Here is a 14856-nt window from a genome sequence, read left to right as displayed (position 1 = left end):
ATCTACCTTTGGGAGACAGCGGGATAGGTTCCGGACCTGCCGTTGCTTGCCGGATACCGGTTCGGCGTCCGCTCGAGTGACGACTGTCCGGACGCGCTGTGTTGTTACGCGACGCCCGTTTCGAGCTGCGGTCGTCGATGGAAGGGCGACCCGATTCAGAACAGACCGAAGATATCGAGGACAACGACCGCGAGATAGAGCTGTCCGATCCCGGCAATGATCATGACGGCACCCGCAACGCGTTTCAGGACGCCAGTGTAGGCCGCGAGTTGACCGGCGCTTGCGACCAGCCCCATCCCCGTCGCAACGGTCAGCGAGACCATGAGGACGACGAAACTCCCGACGTACGTCCCGAGGAGGACCGCCGCCGAGGTCGCGGGTACCGAGAGCGCACGGCCGACGACGCCGAAAAACACCGGCGCGACGCAGCCGGCCGCCGCCAGGGCGTAGCCCACGCCGAAGATCGCGAACCCGACGACGCTCGAGCGGCGTTTGGGGAGTGCGATCGACGCCGACGGGGCGCGGTCGAAGACGATCAAGAACCCGAACGCGATCAGGACGAGCCCGACGACGACTTCGAACCACGTGATCTTCGACAGGGTCGAGTAGCCGACCCAGAACGTCGCGCCGAGTAATGCACCGAAGGTGACCAACACGCCGAGACCGGCGACCAGCCCCCGGCTCAGCGCGCCGCCGAGCGACGCGCGATCGCCGTCGGTCTGACTGGCGTAAAAGCCAACGTATCCTGGAAGGAGCGGATAGGAACACGGCGAAAAGAAGGTCGCGATTCCCGAGGTAAGCCCAAACGCGATCGAGGTGGCGAGCGTCGTGTCGACCATGTCAGTCCCCGTTCTCGAGGGCGCGTTCGATGCCGTCGACCAGTTCGTCCGCGGACTTTCGACCGCCCTCCGACCATTGGATGCGTCCGTTAGTGTCGATTGCAACGGCGTAGGGAACCCCGCGGATAGAGTACTCAGCGCTCAGTTCGGCTGTCGGATCGATTCCGAGTGACCAGTTCCCGTTGTGATCTTCCCACCAGTCGACGACCTCGGCTTCCGTCACCGATCCCCCGACATCCTCGTTTGTGACCGACATGAACAACACGTCGTCGCCGAGACGCTCGTGGGCCTCGACGAGGGCGGGCATCTGCTTGGAACAGGGGGTACACCACGTTCCGAAAAAATCGACGAACGTCGCTCGATCGGTCGCCGGGACGCGTACCTCGTCGGCCTCGCTGCCCTGAGCAGCGATCGTCTCGACCGTGTGAGGATCGGCGGTCGGTTTCCCGTCGCGTCCCCCGCCGAACGACGGCGTCCCGTGTATCGCTACTGCGCCTGCGCTCCCGATCACGGCTAGGCTGCCGACGCCAGCGAGGACGTCGCGCCGACGCATCTACCCTGTCACCACCGTTTCAAAGTCGTCGACGAGCTGTGGGATATCCACTGTGTGTCCCCTAGCGTATACACGTTCGACGATCCCCTTGTCGTTTACGAGGAAGATGTAGGGGAGATGCGGGAAGGTGTACTCGAGTTTCTCGTACTCGTTTTCGTACTGTTTCTCGAGGCTCTCTTCTGGCAGTCCGTACGTCTCGCTAATAATCGATTGGGCGTCCTCGTACCGTTCGGGCCGCAGGAAGTGCCAGTTGCCGGCGTCGAGATCGACGCCTCGTTCTTCGCCGAAGGTACGCAGTTTCTCTTCGGTATCCCGCTCGGGGTCGAACGTCATCGCGAGGAACGCGGCCTCGTCACCGTACCCGTTCTCGGCGGCAGCCTCCTGTGCACGTCGCAACCGGAGTGTCAATGCGGGACACATCCCGTCGGGACAGCTCGTATAGAGAAAGGTCATCAACACGGTGCGGTCCCCCTCGAACTGGTCAGTCGAGATCATCTCGCCCGACAGGGGGTCTGGCACGCTGATCGCCGGGTATTCGTCGCCGTAGCTCGGATGCGTCGCCTCGCTGAGATCCGTCTCTGGCGGGCCGAGAACGGCGTCAGGATGGCCCGCGTTCTTTTCGTCACCGCCGAGTGCCTCGCCGAGACAGCCGGCAACGCTGGTAAGTCCCCCAATTCCGGCTGCGCCGAGGTATGTTCGCCGGTCCATACGTAAACCGTAGGATGGACCGATCAAAGGTTCGTTGGTTCGGTTGCCGAAGATCTGAATGGGATCACAGATTACCCGTTCGATTGCTGAACCAACAGGCGTTTTGTCGCCGGTGCCCAAGGATTGTCCAATGAATCGCCGGGGTTTCCTCCGCGGAACAGCCACGATCGGAGCCGTCGGGACCGTCGGAACCGCCGGCTGTCTCGAGCGACTCGGGTTCGAAGAAGAGTCCGCGTGGGCGAATCCGCCGCTCGTCGAGAACCGCCCCGACGCCGTCTACCTCCCGTCCTCGCGCGAGGAGATGGGAACTTACGGGATGGCAGCCGACGGCGACTACGCCGTCGCAATTTCCTATACCTTTCCGCATCGGTTTTGGACCGTTGAGGCCACCAGCGACGGGAAACAGCTCGTCGATGTCAACACCGATGACAGCCACCACCTCATGGTCACCCTCTGGGACCGGGAAACCCACACCGTCCTTCCGGTGGACATGCAAGTCGAGATCCTACAGGACGGCTCGCCGGTCGATGCGGGCATCTCGTCGCCGTGGCCGATGCTCTCCCAGCGGATGGGATTTCACTACGGCGACAACGTCCGGCTGCCCAGCGAAGGCGAGTACACGGCCCGCATCCGGGCCGGTCCTGTTTCGCTCGAGCGAACTGGCGCGTTCGAGGGGCGGTTTAAATCGGCGGCCTCGCTCGAGGTCGACTTCGAGTACGCCCGATCGGATGTCAACGACCTCTCTTTCGAGACGATCGAGGAGAGCAAGCGAGGGAACCGTGACGCCTTATCGGTGATGGACCACGGCGAGGGCAGCGGTAACCACGACGGTGATCACAGTGAGGGTAGCGGCGACCACGGCGGTGAACTCGGGCCACCGCCGACAGGACAGGGGCCGCCGATCGCAGACATTCCGGGTGAGTCACTCGGAACTGAGCGCAGCGGCGACGCGGCGATCACCGCGTTCGTGATCGACGCCGACCGGTTCACCGGTGGGGAGTCGTACCTGGCAGTCTGTCCCAGAACGCCGTACAACGACATTATCCTCCCGCTGATGTCCCTGTCCGTCGCCGTCGAACGCGACGGTGACATCGTCCAGGAGGGGGCACTCGCAGAAACGCTCGACGGCGAGATCGGCCATCATTACGGACTCGAGATCGCCGATCTCGCAGCGGACGACCGTGTGACGATTACCGTCAATTCGCCCACACAGGTATCCCGTCACGACGGCTACGAGACGGCGTTTTTCGAGTTCGACGATATCACGTACACCGTTTAGTCGTCGGAGGCGCTGTGCAGTCGAGACACTGTGCAGTCCGAATCACTAGTTACTGTATCGCTTCTCCGCTTCGAGATTACGGACTGTTCGGCCTTTCACCTGCGATGGTGCACACCGGTGCTTTTGACGGTACCGCTCGGGCAATGGGTCCGTCAGTCAGTCGACCACTGCCGGGAGAGCAGATGCCGGTGCTGGAACCGTGTCTGCGGCGAGTCGGGATAGTCATCCGAGATCGGTCACCGAGCTCGGGTCGGAAACAACGGCTTTCGGGTTACCAACGACATCCAAACGGAGTCGAATCGGCGGACGAACGGCCGACGGAATTCCGCACCCGTTTCGGTCGTTTCGCGGCGTAAATCCGACTCTATAGCGATCGAACGATCAGATGGGAGCGACAGCGGTTCCGTACGACTCCGATAACTATTTGGGGCCGTCGACTACGCTCGAGTGATGTCCCGTACAGGTCATGCAGATATGCATATCGGCTGCCCGGAATGCGAGACGATGGTCAACGCGACCGTCCCGCCGGGGCCGGGGATCCACCCGGAGAGCGATTCGAATCCGCTACTGGGGAAAGAAACCCGGTGCCGGAACTGCGGTCACGAACTCGAACTCTACTATTACTGAAACCGACTGCGACTGACGGATCGGCCAGTTGATGGACTGGCCGACTGCGCAGTATTCGATTTGAATACCGAGCGACGAATTCGTGGACCGTCGGGTAACCGATCCGTGGAGGTGACGCGGGCATCCTTCTCGAGGGAGTACACGTATTGGGACCCGCCCCACACCGTGTTTCCGGTGAAATTCATTCGATCGCCAGAGACACGATGTGGGGGCCAGGACGGGGAGACACACCGTGTTTCCGGTGAATCGCATCGGAAACCGAGAGCGAACGAACGGTCGATCAGCCGATTTTCGGTAACACCAGACATTCCCGATAGGAGAGTCAACGACGATCGAGGCTGGAACGACTCGACACACCGTGTTTCCGGTGAAGTTACGAACGATGTCGGCTGTCGAATATCGCGATCGACTCGGTCGTCAGGGGACAGTTCCATTGGATTTGGCCCACACCGTGTTTCCGGTGAAATATTACGGAGTCATCGGAATTACTGAAGGTATCGATCGATGGCGGCCGAAAAATGGGCTACTCAAGATATCTTGATCCGTTGGACACCGGAACAAGTAGAGAACGGGAGCACGTGCCGACAGCAATCGAGATCCCGCAACTGGAGCGAACTCGAGTTCCCGCATCTGGGACGGACTCGAATGCTCATACAGACACACACCATGTTTCCGGTGAAAGCCGTCGAGGACGGTCCCTGCTGTGGACGATGATGTGATGTGGTAGTATTCTCCTCTACTATGGTGAGAATTTCAGTGCCATGCCAATATGTTATAGGAATACATAAATAGTAGATATGAGTATAGTCCACCAAGTGAATCAGTTCATAGTTTTCCAGTGATCGGAAAGGCAACGCACGATACGATACTCGCTTCTCATCTTGCAATTGTCATATAGCGATTGTCGTCAGCGTCGGCCCTCGTTGTCGGTCGTTGGCGACGCTCTCCTCGCAGACATCAGGGTTCCGGGGAACGGAACCCCCGTTTCAACTGGACCGTCCCCACGGCTTCTCCCCGTTTCACCGGAAACACGGTGTGTGTTCGCGGCCGATAAATCATTGAACCGCTTCATCGAGTAGGCCGCCTCGAGCCCGTGCGCCGAATCTGAATCCGTTGTATATCTGGTTCTCAGGGCTGTTCCACCGAATCCCGTTCCGTACTCAAGTCTCCGATGTCAAACGGAAGGGCTATTTCACCGGAAACACGGTGTTCGACTATGTCGAGTTCCGGCGACGACCTGTTCACGCGCGACGACCCGATCTTCGAGAACAAGGAGCTCCTCGAGATCAATCATCTCCCGGCGGAGGGCCGGATCGTTGGCCGGGACGATGAGATTTCGGAACTCGCGAACGCTGTCAATCCCGCGATTTTCGGGCAGAGTCCGAGTAATCTCCTCATCTACGGGAAGACGGGGACGGGCAAGTCCCTCTGTGCGAAGTACATCTCGGAACGGGCCGTCCGTGTCGCGGGGGACGAGGACGTCACCTCCGCGTTCGCCTACGTTGATTGCGCACAGGACAACACGGAGACCCAGGCCGTCCAAACGATCGCCCACTCGCTGAACGAGCCGGCAATCACCGACGTCCGGATCCCTGACAAGGGACTCAGCACCTCGACATACTATAAGCGGCTCTGGACGGTGCTTGACTCCCAGTACGATGTCGTCCTCGTGATCCTCGACGAGGTCGACAAACTCGACGACGACGACATTCTCATGCAACTCTCTCGCGCGGGCGAGGCCGGCAAACTCGAGTCGTGCAAGATCGGCGTGATCGGGATCAGTAACAAGATCAAGTACAAGGACCGCTTGGACGAGCGGGTTAAGTCCAGTCTCTGCGAACGGGAGTTCGTCTTTCCGCCGTACGACGCGAATCAGCTCCGGAACATCATGCAGGCCCGCAGCGACGCGTTCAAGGACGGCGTCCTCGAGCACTCAGTCATTCCGCGAGCCGCGGCGCTGGCCGCCCGCGAACACGGTGACGCACGGAAGGCGATCGATATCCTCCGATACGCCGGCGAGATCGCCCAGTCGAAGGGCAGCGAAACGGTTCGCGAAGAGTTCGTCGTTCAGGCACGAGAGCGAGCCGAAACCGATCGATTTCGGGAACTCATCCGCGGGTCGACGCCTCACTCGCGATACGTCCTGCAGGCACTTGCCGTCCTCTCGCTCAACACGGCCGACGAGGACGGGTTCCGAACGACGAAGATCTACGACGTCTACGAAGAGATCTGTCGGCAGGAGAGCTCCGAACCCCTCTCGCTGCGACGGGTCCGTGATCTGTTGAAAGAACACGCCTTCCTCGATATCCTGGAGCAGACCCGCCGGAGCGGCGGGAGCGCGGAGGGAAGCTATACCGAACACCAGTTGCTCGAGGACCCGGATGTCGTCCGAACGGTGCTCGTCGAAACCGACGAGCCGTAGCCGTGTGCCGGCACTGACAGCGGCCGGACGATCACTGACAGCGGCCGGACGATCACTGACAGCGGACCAGACGATTGCGGACGATCAAGTAGCACGCATCAGTCGGCAGCGCGCCGACATTTCACCGGAAACCCGGTGTCCCCGTTCGACGCGCGTCGGGGTCACCGACCCGATTTGGTGCGCACTCAGCGACCGACGCACTCAACGACCGCTCTCCCTGCCGCGCGGCGTGTCGTTCAGTCGCTCGGCACCGTCGTCAGTCACGGCGACGAGATCCTCGATCCTGACCCCGAACTGTCCCTCGAGATAGATCCCCGGCTCGACGCTGAAGACCATGCCGGGCTCGAGTTCGCGGTCGTTGCCATCGACGATGTAGGGCGGTTCGTGGACCTCGAGACCGACGCCGTGGCCGGTCCGGTGGACGAAGGCGTCACCGTAGCCGGCGTCCTCGATGACTGACCGGGCGGCGCGGTCGATCGCACCGGCTTCGACGCCCGGCTCGATGGCGGCGATCGCGGCCGCCTGTGCCTCCCTGACTGTTTCGTGGACTCGTTCGTACTCCGCAGGCGGGTCACCAACGACGATCGTTCGCGTCTGGTCACCGGGATACCGGCCCGTTCCGCCCTCGAGATCGGCCGCGACGAACGCGCCGAAATCTAAAACGATCGGGTCGCCGGCCTCGATTGCTCGCGAGCTGCTGTGGTGGTGTGGCCGGGCCCCGTTCGGGCCGGCGGCGACGATGGTCTCGAACGCGGGCTCCTCGCCGCCGTCCGCGGTGAGCAGTCGGTTGATCTCGTCCGCCAGCTCCGATTCGGTCATCCCGACGAGGTCGGCCCCGCGCTCGCGAATCTCGAGCGAGATCCGATCCGCGAGCGCGCCGGCCCGCCGGAGCGCGTCGAGTTCGACGGCATCCTTCCGGATTCGCAGCGATTCGAGGACGGTGCTCGCGAGCCCAAACGTGGCGTCCGGCAGCAGCTCTCGAAGGTCCTGCGAAAACGTCGCCCACAGTCGGTCGTCAAGGAGGACGGTCGCCGGGTCGGTTCCACCGAGGGAATACCCCTCGAGTACGTCCGCGATCTCCTCGAGCGGGTCGTCCGCGTCGGTCCAGAGCTGGAGTTTTAGGTCCGCGATCGGCAGTCCGGACAGTTGCGCCTCGTACATCGCCGGTGCGACGAGGGTCGGATCGCCGTTCTCGGGAACGAACAACAGCAGATGGCGCTCCGACGGTGATTCTTCGAATCCGGTCAGATAGGTCAGATTCGGACTCGGGAAGCAGACGGCCAGGTTGGCACCCTCGCGATCGAGTCGGCGTTGACAGGCCGCGATTCGGCGCTCGAACGGCGTTTCCATGGGGGAGGCTTCGCTCGAGCGAGAAATCAACGTTTGGTTGCGGTGACGGTGACACTGATGGCGGCAATTGCGGGAGTGCTTTGCTCGTCCTTCGCGTCCTTCACCGCGGCACACATCATCGTGTTCTGGCGCGTTCGAAGCCCGGCTCGGTCAAAGAAGCAAGTCTCGAGCAGCGACTGTCTCGGTGTTCGAACAGTCGGTATCCTACGATCACTAACGGGAACCTATTAACCCCCAAGCGATCGCAAGCGGCGGAGCAACCCGTCGTGACGCTGTGGTATTTCAGCGAATGCGAGTTACCGAGCGGTTGTCGTCGACGACTGTACGCAATCGACAGCGACGGGCCGACGGCCGCGGACGAGCAGATGATGGGTCTGCGTCTGACGGTCCCAGCTGTCCCGGTTCGTTGATCGTTGTCTCGAACCGGCAACCGTATCGTCACGAGTATGAAGACAAGGACGAGAACGATTCCGTCACACCGTCGGATTCCGGCTCCTCGAGCCCCGACGGAAACGGAACCACGTTGATGGGAGCTGACGGCGGTACCCATTCGACGGCCGAAACGCGATCGATCACGGTCGATGAGCCGACCGGTGGGCTGACCGCCGGTCTCGATCCCGTGGTTCAGCGGACTGATGGCACCTGGATCGCCTGGGGTGACGGCGACGCGGACTTCACCGTCACGGACGAGCGAAACTGCGTGGCCGTGCCGCCCGACGAGGAGGCCTACACGCTCCGCCGGCTCGAGCTCTCCGACGAGGCGGTCGATTCCTACTACTATGGGTTCAGCAACCAAGTGCTCTGGCCGCTTTGTCACGGCTTTCCCGACTTGATCGAGGATCGATCGAACGACTTCGAGTGGTATCGGACGGTCAACGAGCGGTTCGCCGAGGCGGTGGCCGATCACGCGACGGACGATTCAGTAATCTGGATACAGGACTACCACCTCGCGCTCGCGCCGCGGATGGTCCAGGAGTCGGTCCCCGCCGGCGCGACCGTCGCCCACTTCTGGCACATCCCGTGGCCGTCGCCCGAGACATTCCGGCACTGCCCCGCCGGCGGCCGTATTCTCGAGGGACTGCTGGGTAACGACCTGCTCGGTTTCCACGTCGAGCGGTACGCCGATCAGTTCCTGAACTGTGTCGATCGATTCCTCCCGAAGGCGACCGTCGACCGCGCCCGCCGGACGGTCCGCTACGATGGACGAACGACCCGTGTCGTGGCAACGCCGATGGGTGTTGACGCTGAATCGTACGAGCGGGACGCACAGTCGAGCGATCCCGACCAGCTCTCCGATCTGTTCGAGGAGTACGGAATTCCACAGGGAACGACGATCGGTCTCGGTCTGGACCGCCTCGACTACACGAAAGGGATCCCCGAACGGTTAGCGGCGCTCGAGCGCTTCTTCGAGCGAAATCCGGGATGGCGCGGCGAGTTCACGTTCGTCCAGAAAGCAACCCCCTCGCGCACGGAGATCGGCACCTACGAGCAGTACGGTGAACTCGTCCGCAGCGAGGTCCAACGGATCAACCGTCGCTTCGAAACGGACGACTGGCGGCCAATCGTCTATACTGAAGACATGCTGTCTCAGACGGACATCTGTGCACTCTATCGTCGCGCGGACGTGATGGTGGTCAGTCCGCTGATCGACGGCATGAACCTCGTCGCACAGGAGTACGTTGCCGCGAGCATCGACGGCGACAGCGCGCTGGTACTGAGCGACCGGACCGGCGCACACGAACGGCTCGGTTCGCACGCACTGACGATCGATCCGACCGATACCGACGGATTCACGGACCAACTCGAGCACGCGCTCTCGATGTCGCCGTACGAGCGCCGCCGGCGGATGAACACGCTCCGTCAGCGCGTCTTCAACAATGATCTCGAGTCGTGGATGGATACCCAGTTCGACTGGATCCGGCGCGTTCACGGTGACCACCAGCAAACCGAAACGGGTACTGACACTGACTCCGACTCCCGGGAACCGACTCCGCCAGTGTAGCCGATGACAGGGACCGAGACATCACCGCAGCCGCTCGAGGAGTGTTTGCCACGGATCCGGGCGACGCTCGAGGAGGCCACCGGACTGCTGGTCTGTCTGGATTTCGACGGCACGCTCGCCCCGATCGTCGACGACCCGGACGCGGCGGTACCGACCGAGCCGAACCAGCAGGCAGTGACCGCGCTCAGTGAAACGCCGGGCGCGACCACGGCGGTCGTCAGTGGCCGTGCGCTGGCGAACGTCCGCGAGCGGATCGACGGGCCGGTGATCTACGCCGGCAATCACGGACTGGAACTCGCCCGCAATGGATCGATCGCCGTCCACCCGGTCGCTCGAAAACGCACCGCGCGAGTCGAACGGCTCTGTGCGATCCTCGAGACCACGCTATCGTCCGTGCCGAACTGCCGGATCGAAAACAAGCGCCTGACTGCGACGGTCCACCTCAGATCGGTTTCAGCGGCCGCAGAACCGATCGTTCGGCGGGCCACCCACGAGGTCGTCGACCGCTTCGGTGGCGACGACCTTGCGATTTCGACCGGGAAACGGATCCTCGAAATCGGGCCGGACTTCCCGTGGGGGAAGGGAAACGCGGTCGAGTTGATCGCCGCCGACGAGCCACCCGGTACGGCCGTCATCTATATCGGAGACGATGTCACCGACGAATCGGCGTTTCGGGCCGTCGAGCCGGACGGAATCGGTGTCCGAGTCGGTAACGACGACCTCTCGAGTGCGTCCTGTCGGGTCGAGTCACCCGCTGCCGTCGCGTCGTTTCTCTCATGGCTCGAATCGACTCTGGCCGACCGTGTCGATCGAACGAGCACGGCGTCGGCGACACGAATTAGTACTGATAGCGTGCGCAGTCACTATCCAGATCGGTGGTAGCGACGCTGTCGGTTCGCCGGTCCCGTGGGTCTCCGGAAATCGAGGACGGTCGGGATGGGGAGAATCTGGTTCGGGGGTGGGGGGTGGGGGCCGAGTGGGGGAAGGTCCGATCGAGCCCGGCATGGGGGAGCAGAGTAACCTATACTGGCTCGACCCGATTTGGACGGCCGGGGGGCCCGTCCGGAATCGCTCGGCTACCCACTCGGATCATATGAATGCCCACCACTTAATACTATTGATGGCAATAACCAATACGAACATCTTGTTCCGAGCCGAAAGTATTAGTTACCACTGGAAATATAGACCGGTACGAGAGTGAACGAGAGTGAAACTCCGCCAACCAACTGATTTCCTGATTCTCGAGGCGCTCGAGGATAAGGGACGAAACGTCGCAACGAACCTGGCCGCACACACGGAAAAGAGCCGGAAGAACATCAACACCAGACTGCCGGTGCTCGAAGATTACGGTCTCGTCCGCAAGATTGGACCCGCCGAGCGATCCGGTCTCTACGAGATCTCCTCGACGGGGAAAGCAGCGCTGGTGTACCAAGACCAGTACGACGAAGTCGACGACTTCGAAGCGCTCATCGAGGGGCCAAACGCGGGTACGGACCAAGATGGTGAAACGCAAGCCAGTTTCGCCCGCGGTGAGAACGACGACGAAACAGACGAGTAACGTCACGGTCTTCCAGTTCCGTTCGGTTCCGCGTCGGCCGTTCGGTTCTTCGTACCGGTCACAATGCCCGGTAGCGATCGGTTCACGGCTCCGACCGGCGACCTATGAGAAGAGCCCGCCGTCGTACGCCGCGAGTTCGCGGCGGGCACACGACGAAAAAGCGAGACTGAGTTTCTTGTCCAGTTCGTCCGGCGTCGACGGAATCGCCGTGCCACAACGAGAGCGGTCGGCCTCGTACGATGGGTCCCACGCGTAACTGCTGAGCATCGGCGTCGCAATCACGGCACCATCGTAGCGAAACGCAACGCCGTGACCGTGGTCCAACCCGAGTGCGTGTCCGATCTCATGGACGAGAACCTGAATTGTTCGTGTCGATGCCGTGTTCGGAACGATCCGACGCGCGTCGGTGAGTTGCTCGTCGAACGGCTCGAGGTCGGCGATGTGTCGCGCCCCGCCGACCGATGCGATGTATGGAATGCCGTACCCGGTCGGTGCCTCTTCCATCCCCCCATCGGTCACCAGCAGGTTGACGTCCGAGACCGGCTCGAGGTCGCGTCGGCCGAGTCCGCCCGCAGCGACGGCCATCGGCCACTCTCCACGAGTCATAAGCCGAGCAGCGTCCTCGGTCGAGACCGAGACGGTCCCGCCAATAGAGAGGTCGAGCGTCCAGTGCTCGAGTGCGAGTATCTCCGAGAGATACTCTCGAATGCGGTCGGTGACTCCCTCGTAGGTAGCGGCTTGTTCCGAGAGCCAGATTCGAACCGAAAGCGTCTCGTTGGGTTCGCGCGCTTCGTATGCCAGCGTGCCCAGCGAGGCCATCGATCCGACCGCCCGAGGAACACGCGACGCTTCATGAGTGACACCGTCCCGCTGGCCCCCGGTTCCTGCGGATGAACATGACGGTCGTTACCCCTCGTGTGGCGCTGGATCGCTTCGATCACTGTCGGCCGTCGGGACGATCGATGCCATCGAGGAGGGTCTCACTCGAGTATCGGCGATTCGAGCAGAGTTCTCGAAAACGCGAATTTCGATGCCGGCCGGCAATCCGCTCGGCTCAATCGGAGTGAGCAAGAGCAACGCCCCCGCTTCGGTTTCGATCAGCACCCTGTTGGGAGCTCGCTGTCGAATGCAGAGCGACCACACGCCGGTTCGAAGGCGTCGCTCGAGCTGCCAGCCAGTGAAGTACCGCCCATCGGACCCTTCGAAGAGGGACTCAAACGGAGACACGAATCTGACCCCCTGCCACACGCGATGTGGCACCGAATAGCGTTTCTCGAACGGTCGTCGTCATTTCTATCCGACCGATACGCTCCCGAATGCATCGATACTGGGGTTCATATGGGCGACGTTTAAGGAAACATGACAATCAAGTCGGTATTAACATACTACCGAAATCAAACACGTCATCTTCCAGTGGTCCACAGCAGGACTTCGACGAGACGAACGGATTCTGTACTCTCCAGTCGCCGAACACGGCCGATTCCGGCCAGTTCAAGTGTGGCTGCCGCTCTCGAAGAACTCCCCGAGGATCCCCTTGAGCCCCTTTCGAAGGTGCTGGTGCATCGTCGGTGGTGAGATATCCATCGCCTCGGCGATCTCCTCGCCGGTACTTTCGCGCGGCCAGTCGAAGAATCCACCATAGTAGGCGAGTCGCAGCGTCGTGAGTTGACGGTCGGTGAGTTGATCGAGGATCCGGTTTCGGCGTTGGGCCGCCGTTCGAACCGGTCGGTCGACTTCCCGTTTGGCGACGAGTTCGGTATTCTCGTAGACGACGGTCAGTGCCTCCGCGATCTCTCGGACGTCAGCGGTCTGAGAGAGTTCGACCAGACAGGTCCCGACCCCGTTCTCGACCGCGACCTCGCGGATCGTCGCTCCGTGATTCGCGAGCGTCCGAACTCCCGACTTCGCCAGCCGCATCTCGATCGTACAGTTATCCTCGCCATCGTGAATGAGCCGACACTCCTCGATAGAGTCGTGGTCCTGTGCCTCCTTGAGGACCGTCTCGCCGCCCACTCCGTCGATCGTCACATACTGGAAGGTGCGCCCGTTCGCTGTCGTGCCAGCCCACTCGAGGGCGCAGGTACAGTCGTACATCTCGGAGAGATCGAACGAGAACGTATCACCGCCGTCGATCCGGAACTCGAGTTCAACGACGGTATCGGCAAAGAGTAGCTGGCGGTTCTTCACCGCCATGATGGTAAAGCCGATCGTCTCGCCCAGTAGCCTGAATCCTGCCCGTTCGCGCTCGCTGAACGCATCGTCGCGGCTCGCGAGAACGGTGAGCACGCCGTAGGTCGCGTCCTCGTGGGTGATCGGGACGGCGATCGCGGATCTGACGTCGTCTTTGCGTGCGGCCGCTTGGAGCGGTTCGGGGACCGTCTCGTCCTCGAGAATTCGATTCGTCGTTCGGATTTCACCGGTCCGTACTGCCTGTGTGACCGGCCGTTCCTGTTCGACGGAGAGATCGCGGACGCTATCGAGATAGGTCTCGGCCTCCCCTGCGCCGGTCCGATAGGACAGTCGCCCGTCACCGGTCCGTTCGGCGATCCACGATCCACAGTACAGTTCGGAATCAACGAGTTGCTCACAGACCTCGCGTTCGATAGCGTCCCGGGCCGGTGCCTCGACAAGCGTCTCGATTACCTGCCGGACGACCGCGTTGATACGGTTGAGCGTCTCGAGTTGGTCCTGTCGCGATCTGAGTTGCTGTTCGCGCCGGACCCGTTCGGTGATGTCACGGGCCAGCCAGACGACGGCGCTTCGACCCTGAATTTGCTGATCGATCGGCACGACGCGGGCTTCGAATCGCCGGCATCCGTCGGTCGTCTCCGCATCGTACTCGACGGACTGGACATCGTCGTTCCTGATCGCCTGATCGATACAGTCCTGTAGCTTCGCGGCGACCTGGTCGGGGAACGCGTCCTCGAGTCGGGCTCCGGGAAGGTCATCGGCTGCCGTCGAGTACAGGTCGGCCGAGTCAGGCCGGACCTTCGCCTCGAGGTAGGTGCCGTCCTCGCCGATGACGAAGGCTTCGTCGGGCAGTTCGTTGGCGAGAATACGGTGGTATCGGCCGTCGTCGCGGTTCTCCGGCGGCCGCGATCGGGACCGAACCGTTGAAACGATCCGATCGATCGGGTTCTCGTCGCCTTCCGTCGGTACGTATTCGGTCGCATTCGCCCTGAGTGAAACCGTTGCGAGCCGTTCGCATCCCTCTTGGGGTGCGACGATCGTCGGGACAGTCGCCAGCATCGCGTGGACACGCTGGAGGATGGTCTGTATTTCACCGGGACAGTCGAGTTCGAGGACGACGGCGCTCGGGGTAGCCGATTCCGTCTCACTGCCAGTCGAATCGTCAGTGTCCGCCTCGAGAGCGGAATCGAGATCCCCGGTCGCGGGGACCGTTCGAACGTCGTGTTCGGTCGCCCTGCCGAGTCGCGTTCGGAGATCGCTCTCTTCCTCTCGAGCATCCGTCACGACAACGATCGGGCCAGATCGATATGCACCGTTCATCCTGGGTC

At 61.9% G+C, this 14856-nt stretch carries 13 protein-coding genes; 6 read left to right on the top strand and 7 right to left on the bottom strand.

What is annotated here, in order from left to right; genetic code table 11:
- Positions 1-155 precede the first annotated feature (155 nt).
- From K6I40_RS26370 to K6I40_RS26360, 3 genes are read right to left on the bottom strand one after another with little or no spacing between them, the layout of a single operon-like run.
- A complete protein-coding gene (locus K6I40_RS26370) occupies positions 156-839 on the bottom strand; it encodes a cytochrome c biogenesis protein CcdA (protein WP_222918354.1) in 684 nt (227 codons plus the stop codon).
- A 1-nt stretch (position 840) separates the two neighbouring features.
- Entirely contained in the window at positions 841-1392 is a 552-nt protein-coding gene (locus K6I40_RS26365; RefSeq protein WP_222918353.1) for a TlpA disulfide reductase family protein, read from the bottom strand.
- A complete protein-coding gene (locus K6I40_RS26360) occupies positions 1393-2100 on the bottom strand; it encodes an SCO family protein (protein ID WP_222918352.1) in 708 nt (235 codons plus the stop codon). It lies immediately after the preceding gene.
- Positions 2101-2230: 130 nt separating this feature from the next.
- Between K6I40_RS26360 and K6I40_RS26355 the strand changes: the two genes are divergently transcribed.
- The 3 genes from K6I40_RS26355 (at position 2231) to K6I40_RS26345 (ending at position 6428) form a co-directional block, all read left to right on the top strand.
- The gene (locus K6I40_RS26355) at positions 2231-3379 is read left to right on the top strand and encodes an iron transporter (protein WP_222918351.1); all 1149 of its coding nucleotides are present in this window, start codon (positions 2231-2233) and stop codon (positions 3377-3379) included.
- A gap of 450 nt (positions 3380-3829) precedes the next feature.
- The gene (locus K6I40_RS26350) at positions 3830-4006 is read left to right on the top strand and encodes a hypothetical protein (protein WP_222920483.1); all 177 of its coding nucleotides are present in this window, start codon (positions 3830-3832) and stop codon (positions 4004-4006) included.
- 1216 nt (positions 4007-5222) lie between these two features.
- Positions 5223-6428 (top strand): orc1/cdc6 family replication initiation protein, encoded by a 1206-nt coding sequence (locus tag K6I40_RS26345; protein WP_222918350.1) that lies wholly within the window; start codon positions 5223-5225, stop codon positions 6426-6428.
- Positions 6429-6629: 201 nt separating this feature from the next.
- On the opposite strand, the gene K6I40_RS26340 is transcribed toward K6I40_RS26345, so the two are convergent.
- Complete coding sequence (locus K6I40_RS26340; protein WP_222918349.1) at positions 6630-7778, bottom strand: Xaa-Pro peptidase family protein; 1149 nt, start codon at positions 7776-7778, stop codon at positions 6630-6632.
- A gap of 289 nt (positions 7779-8067) precedes the next feature.
- Between K6I40_RS26340 and K6I40_RS26335 the strand changes: the two genes are divergently transcribed.
- The 3 genes from K6I40_RS26335 to K6I40_RS26325 all read left to right on the top strand — a co-directional run bounded on the left by K6I40_RS26335 (position 8068) and on the right by K6I40_RS26325 (position 11338).
- Positions 8068-9780: a trehalose-6-phosphate synthase gene (locus K6I40_RS26335; protein WP_222918348.1), complete on the top strand. Its 1713-nt coding sequence runs from the start codon at positions 8068-8070 to the stop codon at positions 9778-9780.
- A 3-nt stretch (positions 9781-9783) separates the two neighbouring features.
- Complete coding sequence (otsB, locus tag K6I40_RS26330) at positions 9784-10662, top strand: trehalose-phosphatase (protein WP_222918347.1); 879 nt, start codon at positions 9784-9786, stop codon at positions 10660-10662.
- Between the two features lie 325 nt (positions 10663-10987).
- Complete coding sequence (locus K6I40_RS26325) at positions 10988-11338, top strand: winged helix-turn-helix domain-containing protein (protein WP_222918346.1); 351 nt, start codon at positions 10988-10990, stop codon at positions 11336-11338.
- A 102-nt stretch (positions 11339-11440) separates the two neighbouring features.
- On the opposite strand, the gene K6I40_RS26320 is transcribed toward K6I40_RS26325, so the two are convergent.
- The 3 genes from K6I40_RS26320 to K6I40_RS26310 all read right to left on the bottom strand — a co-directional run bounded on the left by K6I40_RS26320 (position 11441) and on the right by K6I40_RS26310 (position 14848).
- Positions 11441-12157 carry a peptidase M10A and M12B matrixin and adamalysin gene (locus K6I40_RS26320; protein WP_222918345.1) on the bottom strand — a complete coding sequence of 239 codons (717 nt, stop codon included), beginning with the start codon at positions 12155-12157 and terminating at the stop codon, positions 11441-11443.
- 87 nt (positions 12158-12244) lie between these two features.
- Positions 12245-12565 carry a hypothetical protein gene (locus K6I40_RS26315; RefSeq protein WP_222918344.1) on the bottom strand — a complete coding sequence of 107 codons (321 nt, stop codon included), beginning with the start codon at positions 12563-12565 and terminating at the stop codon, positions 12245-12247.
- Between the two features lie 264 nt (positions 12566-12829).
- Positions 12830-14848, bottom strand: coding sequence for a bacterio-opsin activator domain-containing protein (locus tag K6I40_RS26310; protein ID WP_222918343.1), 2019 nt, complete (start codon positions 14846-14848; stop codon positions 12830-12832).
- Positions 14849-14856: the final 8 nt, after the last annotated feature.

Source organism: Natrinema sp. SYSU A 869, from assembly GCF_019879105.1.
Taxonomy (GTDB): Archaea; Halobacteriota; Halobacteria; order Halobacteriales; family Natrialbaceae; genus Natrinema.
This window is presented reverse-complemented; position numbering and strand designations above follow the sequence as displayed.

Coding starts and splice junctions, on each gene's coding strand:
- K6I40_RS26370 (WP_222918354.1), bottom strand. CDS start 839: ATGGTCGACACGACGCTCGCCACCTCGATCGCGTTTGGGCTTACCTCG.
- K6I40_RS26365 (WP_222918353.1), bottom strand. CDS start 1,392: ATGCGTCGGCGCGACGTCCTCGCTGGCGTCGGCAGCCTAGCCGTGATC.
- K6I40_RS26360 (WP_222918352.1), bottom strand. CDS start 2,100: ATGGACCGGCGAACATACCTCGGCGCAGCCGGAATTGGGGGACTTACC.
- K6I40_RS26355 (WP_222918351.1), top strand. CDS start 2,231: ATGAATCGCCGGGGTTTCCTCCGCGGAACAGCCACGATCGGAGCCGTC.
- K6I40_RS26350 (WP_222920483.1), top strand. CDS start 3,830: ATGTCCCGTACAGGTCATGCAGATATGCATATCGGCTGCCCGGAATGC.
- K6I40_RS26345 (WP_222918350.1), top strand. CDS start 5,223: ATGTCGAGTTCCGGCGACGACCTGTTCACGCGCGACGACCCGATCTTC.
- K6I40_RS26340 (WP_222918349.1), bottom strand. CDS start 7,778: ATGGAAACGCCGTTCGAGCGCCGAATCGCGGCCTGTCAACGCCGACTC.
- K6I40_RS26335 (WP_222918348.1), top strand. CDS start 8,068: ATGCGAGTTACCGAGCGGTTGTCGTCGACGACTGTACGCAATCGACAG.
- otsB (WP_222918347.1), top strand. CDS start 9,784: ATGACAGGGACCGAGACATCACCGCAGCCGCTCGAGGAGTGTTTGCCA.
- K6I40_RS26320 (WP_222918345.1), bottom strand. CDS start 12,157: ATGGCCTCGCTGGGCACGCTGGCATACGAAGCGCGCGAACCCAACGAG.
- K6I40_RS26310 (WP_222918343.1), bottom strand. CDS start 14,848: ATGAACGGTGCATATCGATCTGGCCCGATCGTTGTCGTGACGGATGCT.